Below are 21491 nucleotides of genomic sequence, written 5' to 3'. Positions count from 1 at the left end.
TGGACAATATTGCGCCTGCTGAGACGTGCCGCCGGAGATATCGTCGTCGCGGTCCCGATCGGGGCAGTGGGACGCAGGAGGGGAGGACGACGGCGGACCCTAAGTTCCGCCGTCGTCCTCCCCTTGATGCGCTGCAGACGTTAGCCGAGCGGGCCCAGCTGGCCGTCCTTGGGGATTTGGAGGTCGTCCGTCTTGATCAGTTCCTCGACATTGACGTCCTTGAAGGTGATGACGCGCACGTTCTTCACGAAGCGTGCCGTCCGGTAGACGTCCCACACCCACGCGTCCTGGAGGGTCAGGTCGAAGTACACTTCGCCGTCGGCCGAACGGGCCTGCAGGTCAACATGGTTGGCCAGGTAAAAGCGGCGCTCCGTCTCCACGACGTAACTAAAGAGGTTCACCACGTCCCGGTATTCGCGGTAGAGCTGCAGCTCCATGTCGGTCTCGTAGTTTTCCAGGTCCTCAGCGCTCATGGTTCCATCATCCATCACTCGGGGCCATGCCCGCGAACGCGGCCGTACGCCGGCCGCGAAACGCTAGAGGAGCCGCCAGGTCTTGCGGTGGTGGTACGTGGGCCCATGCCCGGCGATGGCGGCGCGGTGGGCGGCCGTGCCGTAGCCCTTGTTTCCGTCCCAGCCAAACTCCGGGAATTCCCGCGCGAGCTCCACCATCATGGAATCGCGCTCCACCTTGGCGAGCACGCTGGCGGCAGCCACGGACAGGCAGGTCATGTCCGCCTTGATGCGGGTCCGCACGGTCATGGGGGCGCCGGAGGGCACGGCCTGGACCGGGGCGGGCAGCACACCGTCGAAGGCCTGCCCGTCTCCGAACTCCAGTTCCGGCTGCACGGGAACGGAGAGCCAGTCCTGGTTGCCGTCCAAAATGACATAACCGGGCAGGAGCTCCCCGGCCACGGAGGCCAGCGCCCGCGTCCCCGCCAGGCGCAGGGCTGCAACCAGTCCCCCGGCATCGATTTCAGCCGCCGACGCGTGCCCCACGGCGTACGCCCGCGCCCAGTCCCGGATGGCCGGCACCAGTGCCTGCCGCACCGGCTCGCGCAGCAGCTTGCTGTCCTTCACGCCGGGCAGGGCGGCGGCGGTGGCTGCGTCAATAACCACCAAACCGACGCTGACGGGCCCGGCCAGGGCTCCCCGTCCCACCTCGTCGCAGCCGGCCACCAGCGTGTAGCCCTGGGCTGCCAGTTCCCGTTCCCAGTCCAGGGTTGGCGGCAGGGCCGCCATTACCGCGCCGCCATTACTGCCCGGCCGGGATGACGCCCGACGACGCCCCCTGGCCGACAGCCGACGGTTCCGGCACCTTGGCGAAAACGTCGGGATAGTTGCCCAGGATGCCCGTGTGGTTCAACGGCCAGGCGATGACGATTGCGCGGCCCTCGACGTCGGAAATCGGAACAAAGCCGGTGCCACTCTCCGTCTGGTGCGCGCGCGAGTCCTCGGAATTGTTCCTGTGGTCGCCCATGACCCAGATGTGTCCGGCCGGAACCGTCACATCAAAGGTGGTGTCCGACGGCGAGGCCCCCGGAAAGAGGTACGGCTCGGTGATGGCCGCGCCGTTGATGGTCAGCTTGCCCGCCGCATCACAGCACTTCACGTGGTCGCCCGGCAGCCCGATGACCCGTTTGACCAAGTGCTGCTGGGAGCTGTCAGGGGCCACCCCGATGAACGTGGCCACGTCGCCGATCCAGCTGAACGGGCCGGTCTTCACCGACTCCGGCGGCAGCCACCCCTGCGTGTCCTTGAAGACGACGACGTCCCCGCGCTTAAGTGCAAACGGTTCCGGCACCAGCAGGTTCACAAAAATCCTGTCGTCAATGCGCAGGGTGTTTTCCATGGAGCCGGACGGAATGTAAAACGCCCGGAACAGGAACGTCTTGATCAGGAAAGACAGCACCAAGGCGATGGCCAGGATGGTGACAATTTCCTTGCCCCAGGCCCAGGCGCTGTTGCTGAAGCGCTCCAGGGCCGTTGCTTCGGAAACATGCCCGCCGTGGCCCCCGCCGTGGTTGGCGCCGTGGTTGGCGCCGTCGGGCTTGGCGCCGTGCGTGCGGTCCGGGCCCCCGCCGGCGCCCCTGCCGGCGGGCTGGGCACTGTCAGGCTGGGCGCCGCCCGCTCTGTGCCCGCCGTCGTGCTTCGCGTCGCCGGGCTTGGCACCGTGCGTGCCGTCCGTGCCCCCGCCGTCGTCCGGAACGGACGGGCCGGGATCGCCGGAAACATTCTGCTGCATAGGGGCTGTTTCCTTAAAGTTCAGTACAACTTGGGTGGGACGGAAACGCTAGGGGGTGGCGGCGTCGCGCGCCAACACGTGGATCCGCCCCAACGGCCACACGGTGGCCCACGGCCGGCCGATCACACGGCTGGTGGAGATGAGGCCTCCGCCGGGCATGCCCAGCAGGGACCGCGAATCCAGTGACACGTCCCGGTGGTCGCCCATGAGCCACAATTTACCCTGCGGGACGGTCACCTCGAACTTCAACGCGCTGGGCTGGTCCCCGGGATACAGGTAACTCTCAGTAACCGGCACGCCGTTGACCTCCAGCAACCCACCGGCCGAGCAGCATTTCACGGTGTCCCCGGCCACGCCCAGCACGCGCTTGACGTAAATGTTGTGGTTGGGAACCAGTCCCAGCCACTGCCCGGTGCCGATGGCGGCGTCCGTGAGCGGGTCATGGCCGGACTCCCACGGGGTAAACGAGCCGCGTCCGTCGAAGACCACCACGTCGCCGCGCTTGACGCCGCCGGCGGCGAAGTCGGTGCGTGAAACCAGTACGCGGTCGCCGGTCAGCAGCAGCGGCTCCATGGATTCGGACGGGATGTAGTACACGTCCATCCACACGTTGCGCACCACCGCGGTAAAGAGGAAGACCACCACAACGGCAAGGACAACAAAACGCCAGCCCAGTTTCCTGGACTGGCGTTTTGTTTGGCCCAAAGTGCGGTTCCTTTTTACTTGGCAGGAACGTTGTCGCGCTTTTCCTTGATCTTGGCAGCCTTGCCGCGCAGGTTGCGCATGTAGTACAGCTTGGCGCGGCGGACGTCGCCCTTGGAGACGACCTCGATCTTGTCCAGGACCGGGGAGTGCACCGGGAAGGTACGCTCCACGCCGACGCCGAAGGAGACCTTGCGGACCGTGAAGGTCTCGCGGATGCCGTCGCCCTGGCGGCCAAGGACGAAGCCCTTGAATACCTGGACACGTGCGCGGGTGCCTTCAATGATGTTCACGTGAACGTTGAGGGTGTCGCCGGCACGGAAGGCGGGGATGTCGCTGCGCAGGCTGGCTGCGTCAACGGAATCGAGAATATGCATTTTTCTCACTCCAGGTAAACGCCACAGGTCATTTACTTTGTGTCACGACTCCATGGACGGCACTCATGCCAGTCATGGAAGTCGAAAGATGAAAGACCGGTTTTCGCTGGTGGAATCCCGGTGTGCCGCCCTGTTGACGAACGTTCCCCCTGTGGCAGGAACGCGCCCAGTCAGGCACATCCACTAATTTTGTCACACCGGGACCGCTGGGACTAATCGGCGCTGTAGCCAATATTTGCTGCTATTCCTTGTTGCGGCGCACTGCCCTGCCATGTTCGACGGCGTACCCGAGTTCCCAGAGCACGTTGCGTTCGGTCTTGCTGAAGTTGGAGACGTCGAGCTTGTCCAGCAGGTCGGGGCGGCGGGCAGCCGTGCGTCGCAGCTGATGTTCCCTGCGGAACTTGGCAATCTTGCCGTGGTTACCGCTGAGCAGCACGTCCGGGACGTCACGGTCCCGCCAGCTGGAAGGCTTCGTGTAGACGGGATACTCCAGCAGCCCGTCCGAGTGGGACTCCTCAATGAGGGAGTCCGGGTTTCCCACCACACCGGGAATGAGACGACCAATGGCCTCCACCATGGCCAGCACGGCCACTTCACCGCCGTTGAGGACGTAGTCACCGAGGCTGACTGGACGGACTGCGTACTGCTCCTGCGCCCATTCGAGCACACGTTCGTCAATCCCCTCGTAGCGTCCGCACGCAAAGGCGAGGTGTTCCTCCTCGGCCAGCTCGTAGGCCAGCGCCTGGGTGAAGACCTCGCCCGCAGGGGACGGGACGATCAGCACGGGCTTGCGTCCGGCTGCGGTGGCCGGGGACGCGGCGGCAATGTCGCCCAGTGCCTGTGCCCACGGTTCCGGCTTCATGACCATGCCGGCCCCGCCGCCGTACGGGGTGTCATCCACGGTGCGGTGGCGGTCCTGCGTGTAGCTGCGCAGGTCATGAACGATCAGCTCCAGCAGCCCGTCCGTCCGGGCCTTTCCAATCAGGCTCAGCTCCAGCGGCGCCAGATACTCGGGGAAGATGCTGACAACGTCAAAGCGCATCAGGCCTGCGTACCTTCCGTGCCGCCGTCCGTTTCCGCCGCCTGCCCGGTTTCGTCATTTTCCGTGGCTTCCTTGTTCACCGTGAACAGTCCGTTCGGCGGCGTCAGGAGGACATAGCCCTCCTCGATGTTCACCTCGGGCACGATCTCGTCCACGAACGGGACCAGGACTTCGTCGCCGTCGTTGTCCTCCACGATCAGCAGGTCCTGCACCGGCAGGGTGCGAAGTCCAGTGACCTTGCCAACCCTTTCCGTGCCAACGCGGACCTCAAGGTTCAGCAGCTCGTGTTCGTACCAGGCGTCGTCGTCCTGGTCCTCTTCGGAGTCAAAGAACAGGCTGGCCCCGCGGAGCAGCTCCGCATCGTTGCGCGTGTTGGTGCCCTCGAAGCCCAGCAGCAGGATGTCCTTGTTCCAGCGCGAGCTGCGCACGGTCAAGGTGCCCAGCGAGGCCGGCTCCACCACAAATTCGGTGCCGACGGCAAAACGCGAATCCGGGGCATCGGTGAGGACAAGCACTGTCACTTCGCCGCGAATGCCGTGGGGCTTGCCAATCCGGGCAACTTGAACCTGCATGTGAACTCCTTGGTGCGTGCTTCGTTTATTGGGCCGGGATGCGGCCGGGAAAAAATTTGGCCCCGACACCATTATGGTGCCGGGGCCAAATGTCTGGCTTTACTGCTGAAAACTTCATCACCCCGCGTGCGCGGAGCAAAGTTCCCTGGCGGCAGGGTTAGCGGCGGTCGGTGTCGACAACGTCAACACGGACCGGCTCACCGTGGGCCAAGGCTCCGACCACGGTGCGCAAGGCACGGGCCGTGCGGCCTTGGCGGCCAATGACCCGGCCCAGATCGTCCTGGTGAACGCGCACCTCGAGGGATTCCCCGCGGCGGTTGTTGTTGACGCTCACCTTGACGTCCTCGGGAGAGTCAACAATCCCACGGACCAGGTGCTCCAGCGCTTCAGCCAGCAAGTTACTGCGCCTCGGTGCTCTCGGCAGCCTCAGCGTCGTCGGCCTTCTTGGCCTTCTTGGTGATGGCTTCCTTGACAATAAGGTTGGTGGCTTCCGGAGCGACGAAGGCAGGCTTGGCTTCCTTCGTCTTCAAGGTGCCTTCCTGGCCCTTGATGCCCTTGTACTTCTGCCAGTCACCGGTGATCTTCAGGATCTTGGCAACGGGCTCGGACGGCTGGGCACCAACGCCGAGCCAGTACTGGGCACGGTCCGACTTGACCTCAATGAAGGAGGGCTGCTCGGTCGGGTGGTACTTGCCGATCTCTTCGATGGCCCGGCCGTCGCGCTTGGAGTGTGAGTCCATGACGACGATGCGGTAGTACGGTGCGCGCATTTTACCAAAGCGCTTAAGGCGAATCTTTACGGCCACTTTTGTGGTTACTCCTGGTTCGAAAAAGGGGCGAATTCCGCTTCACGCTCCCGTGGGGCGGGCCGATCAGCGGATCTCTAAGGACAGGACCATCACGCGGAGAGAGGGGCCGCACGGATCGAGTACCTGTCCATTATGCCAGACGATTGGCCATCCGCGCGACGCGTTACGCCGGTCCCGGTGCGTGTTGTGCACCATACGCGGTCCGACCCGCCTGATCTGCTGGGAAACGGAATTAAAAAGACAGTACCTGCGGGTGACGCAGACTGGCTTCGATTAAAAAGACAGTACCTGCGGGTGCTCAGATTTGAAAAGACAGTACCTGCGGGTGTTAGTGGTGCGGACCCGCAGGTACTGTCTTTTCGATCCTGATCAGCACCCCGGACCCGCAGGTACTGTCTTTTCAATCCCGCCTATAGCTTCGGGGTCCCATCCGAGGAACGAGGGTGGGAGCGGCTGGCTTGGGCCCCCAGGCGCGAGGGCCCCGCTGCGAGCTTGCGAGCGGTGGGAGCGGCTGGCTTGGGCCCCCAGGCGCGAGGGCCCCGCTGCGAGCTTGCGAGGGTGGGAGCGGCTGGCTTGGGCCCCCAGGCGCGAGGGCCCCGCTGCGAGCTAGCGAGCGGTGGGAGCGACTGGGGACTACGAAGCTGAAAAAAAGAACAGTCCCATTTTCGCGTTGTCGTCGGCCGCGGCCACGGCGGCGACGGCCATTGCCGTCAGGGCGCGCAGCAGCGGCTCGGTGACCTCGGGGGTGGATTCCATCTCTTCGGCGGCGGCCCATTCGGCGGCAAGGTCCACCACGTCATCCGGTTCCTCCGGCGCGTTGAGCTCGGCAAACACCTCCAGCAGGGCATCCGGAACGGCGTAGAGCGTGTCCAGCTCGATGTCCACGAGACTGAGCTCGGCTCCAACGCCGGTGGCATGGACCTTCCTCACGGCCAGCTCCCCCAGCACTTCAATTTCAAAGTCGCTCAGGCCGGGCGTTGGCAGGACGGGCACGTCGATGGCCGGCGACTTTCCGGCTTCGCGGGCCTTGGCCCGGGCAACGGCTTGGTGGTGGTCGGCAATGAAAAACTCGGAGTAGAGGGCCACTCGGGTGCCTTTCGCAAAAGGGTGGTGCCGGGTCAGCGCTGGGCTGCGGCGGGTGCAGTCTCCACACTAACGCGGATCCGGTTCTTCCACGGGTCCTCGAAGCGGATCTCGGCGCCGGTGTTGGCGACGGCAATGCCGTGGCGGCCCAAACGCTCCGCCAGCTCCCCGACGTCATCCGGCTTGGGCAGCTGGATCAGGACCTCACCCAACCCGAGGGTGTCCTTGCGGGGGCCGGCACCGCGGCTGTTCCATACGTTCATGGCCATGTGGTGGTGGTAGCCGCCCGCGGAGACGAACAGCGCCTGCCCGTGCCAGCCGGCCGTGCGCTCAAAGCCGAGGGTGTCCACGTAGAACTTTTTCGCCGTTTCGACGTCGCCAACCTGGAGGTGTATATGGCCGACGCCGGCACCTGCGTTCCGCTGCCCGCTCACCGATTCCTCGGTCAGGTGCCTCGTGAGGTACTGCTGTGGTGGCAGGGCCAGCGACGCCATTTCAACGGTACCGTTATTCCAGGACCAGGCATCGCGGGGACGGTCCCAATAGAGCTCAATGCCGTTGCCCTCGGGGTCGGTGAAGTAAAACGCCTCGGAGACCAGGTGGTCGGCGCTGCCGGCGAACAGCTGCGGGCTGTACTGGGCGGCGCTGGCAACGGTGGCGGCCAGGGAAGCCTGGTCCTCGAAGAGCAGGGCCGTGTGGAACAGGCCGGCCTCGCCGCGGCCAGGGATGTGCAGGCCGCCGGCCGGCTCCAGGTGGACCAGGGCTGTGGTGCCGCGCCCCAGGTATTGGCCGCCGTCGGCCTCGGCGACAACATCCAGGCCGAGTGCCTTTTGGTAGTAGTTGCTCATCAGGTTCATGTCGCCGACCTTGAGCATCACGGTGCCCATTTGCAGGTCGGCGGAAAGGAGGTCTTGATGGGTGGTCATGGTTGCTCCAAAGTTTGTTGTGTTCATATCGTATCAAACTACTTGAAGCTTCAAGTTATTCCCGGTGGCCGCCCTGCCGCGGTCATGTGCGGCGTTCAAGCCGGCCGGGCCGCCGGAACCAAATCGTCTGCGCACGCATCGGGGAGGCCGGGGATAAATGCGATGGCAAACGGGTACGGGGCGGAAACAGACAAATGCTGGTAGTGCAGCAGCCGCGAATGTCCACTTTTGCCCCGGGAGCCAGGAGTCCATCAAGCGGGCGTTGCAACTGTCGATCCCACTGCACCAACCAGCACCGGCACACTCAGAGGTGTGCGCGCATGGCCACGCGGCGGCCCATCGCGTCCAGCCCGAGTGCGGCTTCCTCGCGGCGCAGGACAGCCAGTCCGGGTGCCATCTGCGCTTCCGGAACTTCGATAAAGCCGCAGCTGGCGTAAAACGGGCCATTGAAGGGCACCTCGGCGAAGGTGCACAATGTCATCGTGTGGAACCCGGCCTCCAGCGCCCAGGCCTTCGCGGCCGTGACCAGGGCACGGCCAATCCCCCGACCACCCTGGTCCGGGCTAACGGCCAGCTGTGCCAAATGAGCTTGTTCGTCCACTATTTCCAGCCGTGCGAACCCCACTGGTGGCCGCCCGGCAACCATGATGTGAAAGGCCTCGGCAAATGAGGAAGCCGTGCCGGGAGGTGGAAATTCGGTGTGCGGAAACGGCGGGTCCAGGGAGGCAAACACTGCGTCCGCATCCGCTTCCAGGGCAGGCAAAAGCGAAAATTCGTTGAGCCCTGCAGGCCGGATCTCGAGCATGGGGCCAGTCTAGTGCGGGGCTCCGACACCAGATCCGCAATGCCCTCAGTCGGGCCCTGCTCCAGCCCGGCGGCCATGCACTCAGTCGGAACCTGGCCCAGCCCGGCGGCCATGCACTCCGTCGGAACCTGGCCCAGCCCGACGGCCATGCCCTCCGTCGGACCCTGGCCCTAACCCCGGTCTTGCCCCTGCCTGCCTCCCGGGACCTTACTCCGGTCAACCCGCCGGGCCGGGACCGGCTTCGATGCCGCCGATGAACTCTTCGATGAGCCCGGCCCCTGCCTCGGAGTCCTGCGGCCGGTGGCCGCCGCGGGTGACCACGTGGCGGGCCCCGGTGCCGGCAAGGTAGTCGGCGATCTCCTCATAAAGAGGCTCCCATCCCCCGGTCAGCACCAAGGTGGGCACGCCGGGGACTATGTGCACCGGTGCGTCCCACTGCGGCGCCTGCAGATGAATCCGGGCCGCAATCCGGGCAGCCGACTCCGCTGGTCCGGTCCGCGGCCGCGAGAGTCCGGCTGCACCGTCCGACGCGACGCCCGCCGCGCCCGGCCCCGCCATGGACGCCGTCAACCTGCGGAATTCGGCGGAAAAAGCCGTGTCCGTCAAGGCGGCACTGCGGGCAAACAGGGGTTCGAGGTGTTCGCGGTACGCCGTGGTGGCGGGAAGCTCGGCCGTCAGGGACAGCAACGCCGGCTCCACCAGCACCAGGGACTTCACCAGCTCGGGACGTTCCACGGCAGCCATGACGGCCGCCGTGGCCCCCTGCGCGTGTGCCACCACATGCCCGCCGCTGTCCAGGGCATCAATCACAATGCGGGTGTCGGCGGCAAAATCCGTTGGCACGGGAGGCTCGACGGCGTCAAAACCGGCCCGCTTGAGAAAGAGCGCATCGTAGCGCCCGGCCAGGCGGTGTTGGACGGGCCAGGCCGCTGAGCCGTAGCCATCGATCCCGTGCACGAACACGATCCGGGGTTTAGTCATTCAAGCAGGGTACCGGAAGCGGCTGACAAGCCCGTTGGCGGGACGGCAGCCAGCACCGGGCTGTTACGGCCCTGTCAGCGTCTGGCTAAACGGCCCCGCCAGCCCCGGCCGGCCCCGGCGTCCCGCCCGGCCTCCCGCCGTCCGGGGCTCCGTCGGCGGTCACGTCCTGGGGCCCGTCCGCGGCAATCCCACCAGGCGCCACCGTCCCCTCCACCAGCGTGTCGGCGGCGGCGTGTCCGTTGATGGGAAAATGGCAGGCGGTCAGGTGGGGAATGGTGCCGGCGGCGGCAGCGGCGGCCGTTGCCGCCGCCAGCTCGGCGGCGGGCATGGGTACGGATCCGCCCCCCGGCTGCAGCGGCGGTTCCACCTTGGCGCAGATCTCCTGCGCCATGGGGCAGCGGGTGCGGAAGCGGCAGCCGCTGGGCGGGTTCATCGCCGACGGCAGCTCCCCGCGCACACCCAGCTTTGCCTTTTGCCGCTCAATGACCGGGTCCGGGATCGGGATCGTGTCAATCAGCCCGCGCGTGTAGTGGTGCTGCGGGTGCGAATACACGGCGGCGGCCGGGCCCACCTCCACCATCTTGCCCAGATACATGACGGCGATGACGTCCGAGAGGTAGCGCACCACGGACAGGTCGTGGCTGATGAACAGGTAGGTCAGCTCCCGGTCGCGCTGGAGTTCCTTCATCAGGTTCAGCACCTGCGCCTGGATGGACACGTCCAGCGCCGAGACGGGCTCGTCGGCAACGATCAGCCCGGGCTGCAGGGCCAGCGCCCGCGCCAGCCCGATGCGCTGGCGCTGGCCGCCGGAAAACTCGTGCGGGTACCTCTCGGCGGCGCGGGCGGGCAGCCCGACGGCGGCCAGCAGCTCATCGACCCGCTCGTTGCGGTCGCGCGCCGATCCGACATGCTGGATGTCCAGCGGCTCGCGCAGGATGGAGCGGACCCGCATGCGCGGATCCAGCGACGCGTAGGAGTCCTGGAACATGAATTGAACGTTGCGCCGCCCCTCTTTCGCCTCCCTGCCCCGAAGCTGTGAAATGCGCCGGCCGCGGAACAGGATTTTTCCGCCGGTGGGCACGTCCAGCCCCACCACCAGACGCCCGAGCGTGGTCTTCCCGCAGCCGGATTCCCCCACCAGGCCCAGGGTTTTGCCGCGCGGGATGGACACGGTGACGCCGGCGACGGCGCTGATGTCCCCCACGTGCCGGCGCAGAATGGCCCCGGCCGTGACCGGGAAGTCCTTGACCGCGCCCTGGACCTGCAGCAGCGGGACGCCGTCGTCCGGAATGAAGGTGGTGGGCGCCACCCACCCGCGGGCGTCCGACGCCGTTGCCGCCTCCGGCGTTTCCGCTGCCCGGGCGGCGGCACCCCCGGCGGCGGCACCCCGGGCGGCGCCAGGGGCGAGGTGGGCACCCACCCGGGGTCCGGCGTCGTCCGCGTGTACGGTGGCGTCCACGGAGGAGAGGTCCATGCCGGCCTCCAGCTCGGCAGCCTCCACGCGGGCGACTTCCGGGATGATGGTGCGCAGGTCCACGGGTTCCGGCACATTCAGCGGCGTGGTCCGCGGGACAAAGCAGGCGAACTGCTGGGGACCGTGCGCAGTGGTGATGGTGGTCATGGGCGGCACCTGGGCCCGGCAGGAGTCGACGGCGAAGCGGCAGCGCGGCGCGAACCGGCAGGCCGGCGGCGGCTCCACCAGATCCGGCGGAAGTCCCGGGATCGAGTACAGCCGCTCCCCGGTGCCAGCGGCGCGCTCGGGCAGCGCCTCGAACAAGGCATCCGTGTAGCGGTGTTTGGGGGCGGCAAACAGGGTGTGGACGTCGGCCATTTCGGCGACCTTGCCAGCGTACATGACCACCACCCGGTCGGCGCTGCCGGCGATGACGCCAAGATCGTGGGTGACCAGGATCATGGCCATGCGGAACTCCTGGCGCAGCCTGTCCACGAGCTCCAGGATCTGCTTTTGCACCGTGACGTCCAGGGCGGTGGTGGGTTCGTCGGCGATCAGCAGCTTGGGCTGGCAGATCAGCGCCATGGCGATCATGACGCGCTGGCGCTGGCCGCCGGACAGCTGGTGCGGGTAGTCGTTGATGCGCTGCTCGGGGCTGGGCAGTCCCACCAGGCCGAACATTTCCATGACTTCCTTGTAGGCCTGGCGCTTGGTCGACCCCCGGTGCAGCATGAGGGGCTCGGCCACCTGGTCGCCAATGGTTTGCACCGGGTTGAGCGAGGTCATGGGGTCCTGGAAGATCATGCCGATGTCGCTGCCGCGGATCTCCCTCAGCCGGGGCTCCTGGAGCTGCACCAGGTCTTCGCCGTCAAAGAGGATCTCGCCGTTGATGATGTGGCCGCCGGGCGGCAGGAGGCGTTCAATGGACATGGCCGTCATCGTCTTGCCACTGCCGGACTCCCCCACCAGGCCCAGGGTCTCCCCCGCATCGACGTGCAGACTGACATGGTCGAGGGCATGCACCACGGACTTGCTGAGCTGGATGTCCGTGCTGAGGTCGTTAATCTCCAGAAGCGCCATGGGCCTGTCCTTTCCTCGTGTGGCTGATGCCGTGGACTGCTGTGCCTGATGCCCGACGCCGGCCGGCCGGGTTGGTGTTCCCGGGTCCGGCAGGAGCCGGTGAGATCAGCGGCGTTGCAGCCTGACCTCCACCGAGTCGCGGAGGCCGTCGCCCACCAGGTTCACGGCCACGACGACGATGATGATGGCGAATCCCGGAGGGTAGATCAGCCACCAGTAGTTTGTAAACACGAACGCGGTGCCGTTGCTGAGCATGCCACCCCAGTCGGTTGCCGGCGGTGAGATGCCAAGACCCAGGTAGCCGAGGTAGGCGATCAGCAAGATGGCGTCGGCGACCTGGAAGGTGGCATTGACGATCACGGTGCCGATCACGTTGGGCATGATGTGCCGCAACACCGCATGCCACGACGTCCCACCCATGACGCGCACCGCCTGGACGTATTCACGCACGCGCAGGGTCAGCGACTCGCCGCGCACCAGCCGGGCCGGCACCAGCCAGGCCGTCAGCCCCAGCACAAAGATCATGACCGGCACGCTTGGCTTGACGATGGTGACCAGGAACAGCAGCAGGAACAGAATCGGGATGGAAAGGATCGCGTCGACGGTGCGCATCATGACGGAGTCCAGCCAGCCGCCGAAGAAGCCGGCGATGGCGCCCCAGATGGTTCCGACGATTGTGGCGATGATGGCCGCGGCAAACCCGATCATCAAGGACACCTGACCGCCGGTCATGAGCCGCCCCAGCTGGTCGTAGCCGGTTTCGTCGGTGCCCAGCGGATGGCCGGGGCCCGGCGGAAGGTTCACGTTCAGCAGGTTCACGGTGACCTGGTCGGTCGGGTACAGCACAGGGCCAAGGAAACAGAACAGCACCGCCAGCACCAGCACGACGAGGCCCACGATGGCCAGCCGGTTCTGGATGAAAACTTCAAAGCCGAGCTGAAACATGCTCTTGGCCTTGCCGGCGGGCAGGCCCGTGCTTGAGACGGCGACGGTGGTCTTGTGTCCGTCGCCGACAATCTCAGGCGGCGGTTCGCCGACTCCCGGGCGGATGGTGGTCATAGCTTCACTCTCGGATCCAGAACGGCCAGGGAAATGTCTGCCAGCAGGTTTCCGGCGACGGTGGCGAACGCGGTGATGATCACGACGCCGAGTTCCACCGGGTAGTCGGAGGCCTGGGCTGCCTGCCAGAACAGCAGGCCCATGCCCGGGAAATTGAAGATTGACTCAGTGATGAGGGCTCCGGCGAAAATGGCCGGGAGGGACAGCCCCAGCAACGTGATGATGGGTATCATCGCGTTGCGCAGGATGTGGTGGTACAGGACCCTCGTGGGCGACGCGCCCTTGGCTTGGGCCGTGCGCACATAGTCCTGGTCAAGGTTGTCCAAGACCGAGGAACGCATGTAACGGGAAAAGCCGGCGATGCTCAGCAGCGCCAGTGTGACAATGGGCAGCACCATGGCATCGAACTGCGCAAAGATGGGTCCCACACCATCGGATTGCGGCGCTTCCGGGGGAAACCAGCCCAGGTTTTGGGAGAAGACCTCGATGGCGACCAGCCCGATGAAGAACGTCGGAGCAGCATAGAAGATGAACGACAGCCCCGTGGCAATGTAGTCAAACGGCTTGTTGCGGTGCACGGCCTGGTAGATGCCCAGCGGCACCGCAACGATGACCGTGAGCGCCAGGGAAAGGAGGCCCAGGACAATGGTCTTGGGCATCCGCTGGACCAGCAGTGAGCTGACCGACTGGTTCAACTTGATCGAGAAACCGAAATTGCCGGTGGCCCAGTCGCCCAGCTGCCGGAAATATTGGACGAACAACGGCTGGTTGTAGCCGTTCTGGACGTTGAAATCGGCGATCTGGGCCGCGGTTGCCCGCGGTCCCAAAATCGCCCGGGCCGCACCCCCTGGCAGCTGATGCAGCAGGATAAACACGATGATGGTCACCACCAGAACCACCAGAATGGACTGGGCCAGGCGGCGGAGTATGTAGCCGATCATGACACCGCGCACCTTGCCGGCATCGTGTCGATTGCTGCTGCCCTTGCCGCCATGCCCGGTTCACCCCGTCGTTGTGACCCATTGACTATTACTTGTTGACCCAAGGATTGCTCAGTAGTGCCAGTCCTCGGGGTTGATGGCGCTGTACGGGTTCTGCGTAGTCGCTCCCTTGAGCCCATTGGCCACCTCAGTCAGGCTGTAGGTGTAGTTGGGCTGCCAGATCACCGGCACGTCCTTGGCCAAGGCGTTCTCGTAGGCCTGCATCACTGCCGTCCCGCTTTGCGTGGTGCTGTCGGAGATCAGCTTGTCCATGGCGGCGTTCGAATAGCTTCCGCTGTTGGAACCGGCCCCCGTCTGGAACAGCGTCTCACCAGTTGGGTAGTAGTCGGGTGCATACACCCAGCCGCCGCCCCAGTTACCCATTTCCCACGTGCAGGTCTTGCCGGAGCAGGGGATGGCAGTGCCGGTCACCGTATTAAACGGCGCCGGGGAAATGTTCAAGATGATGCCCGCCTGCGCCGCGTTGGACTTCAGGGACTGCATGGCGGTGGTGATGGTTTGGGTGCCGCTGGCGTACTGCAGGTTGAAGCTCAGCTTCTGCCCCGCCGTGACGCCTGCCCCGCAGTCGCCGGCGGCGGTCCCGGGCTTCGAGCACGTAGCAGCGGTGCCAGAAGCGACGGTCCAGCCGTTGTCCGTCAGGTACTTCTTGGCCGCATCAATGTTGAACGGGTAGGGGTTGGACTTCTCCGTGGCGGAAATCAGCGGGCTGTCCGGGAAGAGCGGCACGGGGCCGGTGGTCTCGAATCCGTAGTTCTTTGCGGCGGAGGTGAGGATGCCTTTCTGGTCAACCGTCGACTGCAACGCCTGCCGGAAGTACAGCTGCTTGAAGATCGGGCCAACCGTGGGGTTGTTGAAATTGATCGGGAAGTAGTTGATGCCGTACAGGTTCCACGGTGCCAGGGTGTAATTGGCGCTCAGCGGGTTGGGCCCTGCCTGGCCGGGCGAGGTGTTCGCCGGCCGCGGCGACGACAGGTCCTGGGTGGGCAGGTAACCAACGTCGATCGTGGAGGCGCCGCGCAGGACGTTGAATTCCGCCGAATCGGTGGTGAACGGAACCTCGATGAACTCCTTGAGTGTGGGCTTGACCGGCCCCGAGTACTTCGTGTTGGGAACAAAGGTGATGTGGCCGTCAGAGTTAAAGGACTTCAGGGACCATGGTCCGTCAACCACCTGCCACAGCGGGTTGGTCGCATACGTGGGCAGGTCCTTCGACTGCGCAATCAGGTACTTGTATACGGCGGCACAGCCGGATTCGCTGCTCGCACACGTTCCCTTGGTGTTGGCTGCCGTCATGTCCCACGCCGCCGGCATGGGCGTTATCTGCCCCAACTGGTTGGACAGGAACCACTGCTGGCTGTAGGCCTTGTCCGTGTTGAAGACAATCGTCTTTGCATCAGGGGCAGTCGCTGAAACAATATTGTCCGGGAACTGTCCTGGGACATAGGCGGCGTAGTTGGTCTTTTCCGCCTTGGCCATGTTAAACCAGAACATCACGTCGGCCGAGGTGACCGCCGTGCCGTTGGACCAGTTGTATGGCTTGAGCTTGATCGTGACGGTCTTGCCGCCATTGCTGTACACGGGTGCGGCAGCCAGGCTCAGTGAGTCGTTCACCTCGGCCTTGCCGTCGTTGCCGAACCAGTACAGCGGACGGAACATCAGGTACTGCAAATCCGAGGAGTTGGATACCGAAAAATCAGCGATCGGCGCAAACGGCCAAATCCAGTTCGGCACCGTGTTGGGCGGTTCCGCAAAAGTCGCGGTGTTGGCTGCCTTGCCCGGCGCATTTGCCGACGCGGTGGTTGCGTTCGGGGATCCGTTGCCTGAAGAGCATCCCGTCAACGCCAATAAAACGACTGCAATACTTCCAAATATCCGGAAGATCGGCTTCCGAATCCCCCCATGAGTCCGCAACTTTTTCATCATGCGCCTCCATGGCAGAACCCGGCGGCGGCAGATCTGTTTGGTCCTCGCAGGGCTCCTAAATCAGAGTCTAAACCTCCACCGCCGGACTGTCAGGAGAATGTTGGCGCGAAACGCCCGTCCGGGTGCCCCAGGGCCTGACCCCGGCGGTCCGTGGCGCGCAGATCCGCGGTTCTACTGGCATCATGGGCGTTTTCTGGCAGTTTCCCGCCAAATTCCTGCCAATTCCCCGGGCTTCGCACCGAGGATGTCGATACAGATATTTGAGGTCGAAATATCCGTATCGGCATCCTCAGTGGCGCGAGGTTCTACTGTGGGATGTGTGAGTATCGGGGAAGGGAATTCCGGCGCGTGGGTTGAGGACACAGCGCCCGACGGGGCAGCGCCAGGCGGCATCTTCGGCCGCGGGTACCGGACGATCACCGTGGGAATCTGTGCGCTCATCGTGCTGTCGGCCTTCGAGGCACTTGCCGTCACGACCGTCATGCCCACCATCAGCACGGCCCTGAACGGGGCTTCCCTGTATGCCCTTGCCTTCGCCGGGCCGCTGGCGGCCGGGGTTGTCGGCATGGTGCTGGCCGGAAACTGGTCGGATCGCGGGGGGCCGCGCGGTTCCCTGTACGCCTCCGTCGTCCTCTTCGTCGCAGGTCTGGCCGTCGTCGGCACCGCCCACAGCATGGCCGTCTTCCTGGCCGGACGCCTGGTGGAAGGTCTGGGTGCCGGCGCCTTGACCGTCGCACTCTATGTTGTGGTGGCCCGCGCCTACCCTCCCGCCCTGCACCCGCAGATCTTTGCGGCGTTTGCCGCGTCATGGGTCGTGCCCTCGCTCGTCGGTCCCGTGGTGGCAGGGCTGATCGCCCAGACGCTGGGATGGCGGTGGGTGTTTCTCGGGGTCATCGGACTCGTGGCCATCGCCCTGGCCATGGTCATTCCCGCCATGGTCCGGCTGCGGGGATCCGCTGAAGGCGCCGCCGTCCCGTGGAACGTGGGCCGCATCGGCTGGTCGCTGCTGGCCGCGGCCGCCGTGCTCGCCGTCAATCTCCTGGCTGATGCAAAAGGCTGGCTCCTGTGGATCGGACCGGCAGCGGCGGCTGCCATTGCGCTGCTCGCGCTGCGGCCGCTGCTCCCCCGGCACACGCTAACGGCCGACGCCGGGCTCCCCAGCGTGATCCTCAGCCGCGGTCTCGCAGCGGGCGCCTTCTTTGGCGCAGACGTTTACATCCCCTACCTCCTGACGGTCCGGTACGGCTTCCCGCCGCTGGCCGCCGGACTGTCGGTGACAGCCTCCGGCCTGACCTGGGCAGGCGGGTCCTGGCTGCAGAGCCACTTGGGCGTCCGCCTGAGCCACGTGCGCAGCATTCAGTTTGGTGCGCTGGCACTCTCGACGGCGATCGTCGCGGCGTGTGCGACGGCGGTCCTTGTACTGCCGCCCGCCGTCGCGATTGCCGGCTGGGCAGTCGCCGGGTTCGGCATGGGACTGATGTACCCGCGCACGAGTGTCGCGACGCTGGAATACTCCAGCGTCGAGAAGCAGGGCTTCAACAGCTCCGCGCTCGGCATTGCCGACGCCATCGGCGCCTCGATTTCACTTGCCGCAACGGCGATCGTGTTTTCCGCCCTTGCCGGACTGGGTGGTCCGTGGCCGTTCGCAGGGTGCTTCGCACTGACCACACTGCCCGCCGTGGCGGCGCTGGTCCTGGCCCGGCGCATCGGCCAGTCGCAGTAGCACCCACCCCGGCCCTGGCGGGCCCTGTTGGACAGTGGCGGGTCCAGTCACACGACGATGGCTGGGCGCACCCGCGCCGGGGCACGCCCGACGCATCGGCCAGACGCAGTAGCGCCCCGGAACTGCTACTTCCCGAGGAACTTCTCAAATCCCTTGGGCAGGTTCAGGCTCGCAGGGTCGAACTCCTCGTTGCCGGCGCCAAAGGCGGCACCGGTCGGCAGCGCCTTGGGGGCGTTGGACTTCTCCTGCGCCGCCCGCAGCTCGGCAGCGGCCTTGGCCGGGTTGCCGGAGCGTGCCTTCTTCTTCACGACCTTTTTGCCCTTGCGGGCGCCCCCGAAGCCGCCGGGTCCGGCAACGCCGGGCATTCCGGGGATGCCGCCGCCCTGGGCCATCTTCTTCATCATCTTCTGGGCCTGGCCAAAGCGCTCGAGCAGGCCGTTGACCTCGGAGACGTGCACGCCCGAACCCTTGGCGATGCGGGCGCGGCGGGAGCCGTTGATGATCTTCGGTGCCACACGCTCGTGCCGGGTCATGGAGCGGACAATGGCCTCGACGCGGTCAATTTCGCGCTCGTCAAAGTTTTCCAGCTGCTGGCGGATGTTTGCCGCACCGGGCATCATCATCAGCATCTTCTTCATGGACCCCATTTTGCGGATCTGCTGCATCTGGGACAGGAAGTCGTCCAGGGTGAAGTCTTCCTGGTCGGCGAACTTCTTCGCCATCCGTTCCGCTTCGTCCTTGTCCCAGTTCTTTTCAGCCTGCTCAATGAGTGTGAGGACATCGCCCATGTCCAGGATGCGGCTGGCCATGCGGTCCGGGTGGAACAGTTCAAAGTCGTCCAGCGACTCGCCGGTGGAGGCAAACATGACGGGCTTGCCGGTGATCGAGGCAACGGAGAGGGCGGCACCGCCGCGGGCGTCGCCGTCGAGCTTGGAGAGCACCACGCCGGTGAAGTTCACGCCGTCGTCGAAGGCCTTGGCCGTGTTGACGGCGTCCTGGCCGATCATGGCATCAATGACGAAGAGGACCTCGTCCGGGTTGATGGCGGCGCGGATGTTCGCAGCCTGCGCCATCAGTTCGGCGTCGATGCCGAGGCGTCCGGCGGTGTCGACAATGACGACGTCGTGAAGCTTGGACTTGGCCTCGGCCACACCGGCCTGGGCAACGGCCACGGGATCGCCGGTGGCGGATTCAGATTCACTGCTGACGCCGGGGTGCGGGGCGAAGACGGGCACCCCGGCGCGCTCTCCGTTGACCTGCAGCTGCTTGACGGCGTTGGGGCGTTGGAGGTCCGCGGCCACCAGAAGGGGGCTGTGGCCCTGGGCCTTGAGCCACTTGGCGAGCTTTCCGGCCAGCGTGGTCTTGCCGGCGCCCTGGAGGCCGGCCAACATGATGACGGTGGGCGGGTTCTTCGCCAGGTTGATGCGGCGGGTCTCCCCGCCCAGGATCGTCACGAGCTCGTCATTGACGATCTTGACGATCTGCTGCGCCGGGTTCAGAGCCTCGTTGACCTCCGACCCCAGGGCGCGTTCACGGACCCTGGCGGTAAATTCGCGCACCACGGGTACGGCGACGTCGGCGTCCAGGAGGGCGCGGCGGATCTCCCGCACGGTGGCATCGACGTCGGCCTCGCTCAGCCGGCCCTTGCCGCGCAGGTTCTTGAAAGTTGCTGTCAGCCGGTCAGATAGGGAGTTGAACACGCGCCGTGTACTTCTTTCGTCTGGGGTACAGCCATCACCCGCGCGGCCCGGCCATGGCGGCAAGGCCGCAAGCAGCGGGTGCGGCGATTCGAATTTGCAGGATGAGAACGGCGGGCCCGCCCCGTAAAAGCTGCCCGCTCCCTTTCCTGTGGGACTCAACTATCAAGGGTATCAAGCGCCGGGCCGCTTTGTTGCACCTTTTCCACCGGCACCGGCGGGGGCCTCCGGATCTCCCATTGCGCCCTTGTGCAACACGGCGGCGGTGCAGGGGAGGGAAATCGTCGCTCGAAAGTGGCATGCTGGGTTCGTGACCAAAACCACAAGTGTGACCCGCAGCCCCCAGTCCGCCACCACGAGCCCAGTGACCCGCTCTTCAACGGGCGCCGACTCCGGGGTCTCTGCCAAGTCTTCTGGCAAGCCGACTGGCAAGTCCCCTGCCAAGACGCCTGCCAAGCACGATGCCGGGTCCCCGGCTCCGGGGGCCGCCGCGGCTTCCGGCGGTTCCGGCGGTTCCGGCGGCGAGCGCATCAAGACGCTGGTCATCCTGGGCGCCTCGGGCGACCTGACCGGGCGGCTGCTGCTGCCCGGCGTCGCCCGCCTGATCGCCTCGGGGCGCGCGCCCGGCATCACCTTGGTGGGGGCCGGCAGCGACGACTGGTCGGAGAAGAAGTGGCAGGACCGGCTAACGGAAAGTTTTACCGACGCACTGGCCCCTGGCGGTTCCTCCACCACGGCTGGCATCAAGGAGCTGAAGAAGGTCCAAAAGAACGGCAGCTACCATCAGGTCGACGTAACGGCCAAGGGCGCACTGGGAAAGCTGCTAGCCACGATGGAAGGTCCCGTCGCCCTGTATTTTGCGCTTCCGCCGGCCATCAGCCAAAAGGCCTGTGAAGTCGTGAAGAAGAAGGAACTGCCAGCCGAAACTCGGCTGGTGATGGAGAAGCCGTTTGGTTCCAGCGCCGAGTCCGCCCACGCCCTCAATGAAACGCTGGCCGGGCTGGTCGCCGAGGACCACATCCACCGGGTGGACCACTTTCGGGGCAAGTCCACGGTGCTGAACATCATGGGCCTGCGCTTTGCCAACCGGCTGCTGGAACCGTTGTGGAACGGGGAGCACATCGAAAAGGTTGAGATTGTCTTTGACGAGGACCTGACGCTGGAAAACCGTGCCCGCTACTACGACCACGCCGGTGCAGGCAAGGACATGATCCAAAGCCACCTGCTGCAGATCATGGCCATCATGGCCATGGAGCCGCCGGCAACGCTGGGCGAGCAGGACGTGCGCTCCAGCATTGCCGCCGTGCTGCGTGCCAGCACCATCGGCGACGCGGCGGACCCGGACTATGCCAAATCAACCCGTCGAGCCCGCTACACGAAGGGCACCATCGGAAAGCGCAAGGTGCCCGACTATGTGGCCGAGGAGGGTGTGGACCCCGCCAATGACACCGAGACGCTGGCCGAGGTGGAGGTTTACGTCAACAACTGGCGCTGGGCCGGTGTGCCGTTCATCCTGCGCTCCGGCAAGTCCCTGGGCCGCAACCGCAAGGAAGCTGTGGTGACCTACAAGCCGGTGCCGCACCTGCCCGTCGGCTTCGCCGGCACCGACTCTCCCACCCGCCTGCACATTGGCTTCGGGCCTGACTCGCTCACACTCGATCTGGATGTCAACGGCCCGGGCGATCTGTTCACCCTGGACCGCGTGCAGCTTGAAACGGAACTGGCCAGCGATCCCCTGCTGCCCTACGGGGAGGTTCTGGAGGGCGTGCTCAGCGGCGATCCCCTGCTGTCCGTCCGAGGGGACACGGCTGAGGACTGCTGGCGGATCGTGGAGCCGGCATTCGCAGCGTGGAAGGACGGAACGGTCCCGATGGAGGAATACGCCGCAGGCTCCTCCGGCCCCGCCGACTGGACCACCAGCAACGACTAACCCGTCCGGGGCGCTGGCCGTCCCGGCATGCCGCTTGCCTTGCGCACGGCAGCGGCGGTCCGCTGCGCATAAGCGACGGAAAGT

Annotated in this window: 21 protein-coding genes; 3 read left to right on the top strand and 18 right to left on the bottom strand. The window is 65.6% G+C overall.

All coding sequences use genetic code 11. The annotated features are described in order from the left end of the window. Positions 1–140: 140 nt before the first annotated feature. The 17 genes from CVV68_RS13735 to CVV68_RS13645 form a co-directional block, all read right to left on the bottom strand. A complete protein-coding gene (locus CVV68_RS13735) occupies positions 141–473 on the bottom strand; it encodes a DUF2469 domain-containing protein (protein ID WP_110501570.1) in 333 nt (110 codons plus the stop codon). A 63-nt stretch (positions 474–536) separates the two neighbouring features. Further along, a complete protein-coding gene (rnhB, locus tag CVV68_RS13730) occupies positions 537–1241 on the bottom strand; it encodes a ribonuclease HII (protein ID WP_110501569.1) in 705 nt (234 codons plus the stop codon). A 13-nt stretch (positions 1242–1254) separates the two neighbouring features. After that, positions 1255–2244, bottom strand: coding sequence for a signal peptidase I (gene lepB / locus CVV68_RS13725; RefSeq protein WP_110501568.1), 990 nt, complete (start codon positions 2242–2244; stop codon positions 1255–1257). Between the two features lie 48 nt (positions 2245–2292). Further along, complete coding sequence (gene lepB / locus CVV68_RS13720) at positions 2293–2949, bottom strand: signal peptidase I (protein WP_110501567.1); 657 nt, start codon at positions 2947–2949, stop codon at positions 2293–2295. Positions 2950–2963: 14 nt separating this feature from the next. Continuing rightward, positions 2964–3323: a 50S ribosomal protein L19 gene (gene rplS / locus CVV68_RS13715; RefSeq protein WP_110501566.1), complete on the bottom strand. Its 360-nt coding sequence runs from the start codon at positions 3321–3323 to the stop codon at positions 2964–2966. A 241-nt stretch (positions 3324–3564) separates the two neighbouring features. Continuing rightward, entirely contained in the window at positions 3565–4365 is an 801-nt protein-coding gene (gene trmD / locus CVV68_RS13710; protein WP_110501565.1) for a tRNA (guanosine(37)-N1)-methyltransferase TrmD, read from the bottom strand. Further along, positions 4365–4937, bottom strand: coding sequence for a ribosome maturation factor RimM (rimM, locus tag CVV68_RS13705; protein WP_110501564.1), 573 nt, complete (start codon positions 4935–4937; stop codon positions 4365–4367). Before rimM ends, trmD begins: the two co-directional genes overlap by 1 nt. Positions 4938–5094: 157 nt before the next feature. Next, positions 5095–5334 carry an RNA-binding protein gene (locus tag CVV68_RS13700; RefSeq protein ID WP_110501563.1) on the bottom strand — a complete coding sequence of 80 codons (240 nt, stop codon included), beginning with the start codon at positions 5332–5334 and terminating at the stop codon, positions 5095–5097. 1 nt (position 5335) lies between these two features. Further along, positions 5336–5743, bottom strand: a complete 408-nt coding sequence (rpsP, locus tag CVV68_RS13695; RefSeq protein ID WP_110501562.1) for a 30S ribosomal protein S16 — start codon at positions 5741–5743, stop codon at positions 5336–5338. 636 nt (positions 5744–6379) lie between these two features. Further along, entirely contained in the window at positions 6380–6832 is a 453-nt protein-coding gene (locus tag CVV68_RS23515; protein WP_245933535.1) for a hypothetical protein, read from the bottom strand. Between the two features lie 32 nt (positions 6833–6864). After that, positions 6865–7755: a VOC family protein gene (locus tag CVV68_RS13680; protein WP_110501596.1), complete on the bottom strand. Its 891-nt coding sequence runs from the start codon at positions 7753–7755 to the stop codon at positions 6865–6867. A gap of 304 nt (positions 7756–8059) precedes the next feature. Then, entirely contained in the window at positions 8060–8560 is a 501-nt protein-coding gene (locus CVV68_RS13675; protein ID WP_110501559.1) for a GNAT family N-acetyltransferase, read from the bottom strand. Positions 8561–8776: 216 nt separating this feature from the next. Beyond that, the gene (locus CVV68_RS13670; RefSeq protein ID WP_110501558.1) at positions 8777–9541 is read right to left on the bottom strand and encodes an alpha/beta fold hydrolase; all 765 of its coding nucleotides are present in this window, start codon (positions 9539–9541) and stop codon (positions 8777–8779) included. 85 nt (positions 9542–9626) lie between these two features. Beyond that, the gene (locus CVV68_RS23910) at positions 9627–12074 is read right to left on the bottom strand and encodes an ABC transporter ATP-binding protein (protein ID WP_211320842.1); all 2448 of its coding nucleotides are present in this window, start codon (positions 12072–12074) and stop codon (positions 9627–9629) included. A gap of 105 nt (positions 12075–12179) precedes the next feature. Further along, positions 12180–13133 carry an ABC transporter permease gene (locus CVV68_RS13655; RefSeq protein WP_245933534.1) on the bottom strand — a complete coding sequence of 318 codons (954 nt, stop codon included), beginning with the start codon at positions 13131–13133 and terminating at the stop codon, positions 12180–12182. Continuing rightward, entirely contained in the window at positions 13130–14074 is a 945-nt protein-coding gene (locus tag CVV68_RS13650; RefSeq protein WP_110501557.1) for an ABC transporter permease, read from the bottom strand. The genes CVV68_RS13655 and CVV68_RS13650 overlap by 4 nt, the downstream gene beginning before the upstream one ends. 111 nt (positions 14075–14185) lie before the next feature. Beyond that, a complete protein-coding gene (locus tag CVV68_RS13645) occupies positions 14186–15790 on the bottom strand; it encodes an ABC transporter substrate-binding protein (RefSeq protein WP_170133176.1) in 1605 nt (534 codons plus the stop codon). 22 nt (positions 15791–15812) lie between these two features. Here CVV68_RS13645 and CVV68_RS23505 point away from each other — a divergent pair, with 22 nt between their 5' ends. Both CVV68_RS23505 and CVV68_RS13640 read left to right on the top strand, forming a co-directional pair. Beyond that, the gene (locus tag CVV68_RS23505) at positions 15813–16037 is read left to right on the top strand and encodes a hypothetical protein (RefSeq protein ID WP_170133175.1); all 225 of its coding nucleotides are present in this window, start codon (positions 15813–15815) and stop codon (positions 16035–16037) included. Positions 16038–16376: 339 nt separating this feature from the next. After that, positions 16377–17780 carry an MFS transporter gene (locus tag CVV68_RS13640; protein ID WP_245933533.1) on the top strand — a complete coding sequence of 468 codons (1404 nt, stop codon included), beginning with the start codon at positions 16377–16379 and terminating at the stop codon, positions 17778–17780. A gap of 125 nt (positions 17781–17905) precedes the next feature. Here CVV68_RS13640 and ffh read toward each other — a convergent pair whose 3' ends face one another. After that, positions 17906–19480: a signal recognition particle protein gene (gene ffh, locus CVV68_RS13635; protein ID WP_110501554.1), complete on the bottom strand. Its 1575-nt coding sequence runs from the start codon at positions 19478–19480 to the stop codon at positions 17906–17908. Between the two features lie 526 nt (positions 19481–20006). Here ffh and CVV68_RS13630 point away from each other — a divergent pair. After that, entirely contained in the window at positions 20007–21407 is a 1401-nt protein-coding gene (locus tag CVV68_RS13630) for a glucose-6-phosphate dehydrogenase (protein ID WP_211320845.1), read from the top strand. Positions 21408–21491 lie beyond the last annotated feature (84 nt).

The organism is Arthrobacter livingstonensis, assembly GCF_003219815.1.
Lineage (GTDB): Bacteria > Actinomycetota > Actinomycetes > Actinomycetales > Micrococcaceae > Specibacter > Specibacter livingstonensis.
The sequence above is the reverse complement of the archived record's forward strand: the minus strand, read 5'-3'. Positions and strand labels throughout refer to the sequence as shown.

Bases quoted from the DNA above. Each gene is read 5' to 3' on its own strand.
- CVV68_RS13675 (WP_110501559.1), bottom strand. From the start codon at position 8,560: ATGCTCGAGATCCGGCCTGCAGGGCTCAACGAATTTTCGCTTTTGCCT.
- CVV68_RS13655 (WP_245933534.1), bottom strand. From the start codon at position 13,133: ATGACCACCATCCGCCCGGGAGTCGGCGAACCGCCGCCTGAGATTGTC.
- rimM (WP_110501564.1), bottom strand. From the start codon at position 4,937: ATGCAGGTTCAAGTTGCCCGGATTGGCAAGCCCCACGGCATTCGCGGC.
- trmD (WP_110501565.1), bottom strand. From the start codon at position 4,365: ATGCGCTTTGACGTTGTCAGCATCTTCCCCGAGTATCTGGCGCCGCTG.
- rplS (WP_110501566.1), bottom strand. From the start codon at position 3,323: ATGCATATTCTCGATTCCGTTGACGCAGCCAGCCTGCGCAGCGACATC.
- CVV68_RS13735 (WP_110501570.1), bottom strand. From the start codon at position 473: ATGAGCGCTGAGGACCTGGAAAACTACGAGACCGACATGGAGCTGCAG.
- CVV68_RS23910 (WP_211320842.1), bottom strand. From the start codon at position 12,074: ATGGCGCTTCTGGAGATTAACGACCTCAGCACGGACATCCAGCTCAGC.
- CVV68_RS13670 (WP_110501558.1), bottom strand. From the start codon at position 9,541: ATGACTAAACCCCGGATCGTGTTCGTGCACGGGATCGATGGCTACGGC.
- CVV68_RS13650 (WP_110501557.1), bottom strand. From the start codon at position 14,074: ATGATCGGCTACATACTCCGCCGCCTGGCCCAGTCCATTCTGGTGGTT.
- CVV68_RS13680 (WP_110501596.1), bottom strand. From the start codon at position 7,755: ATGACCACCCATCAAGACCTCCTTTCCGCCGACCTGCAAATGGGCACC.
- lepB (WP_110501568.1), bottom strand. From the start codon at position 2,244: ATGCAGCAGAATGTTTCCGGCGATCCCGGCCCGTCCGTTCCGGACGAC.
- rnhB (WP_110501569.1), bottom strand. From the start codon at position 1,241: ATGGCGGCCCTGCCGCCAACCCTGGACTGGGAACGGGAACTGGCAGCC.
- CVV68_RS13645 (WP_170133176.1), bottom strand. From the start codon at position 15,790: ATGTTCCGTCCGCTGTACTGGTTCGGCAACGACGGCAAGGCCGAGGTG.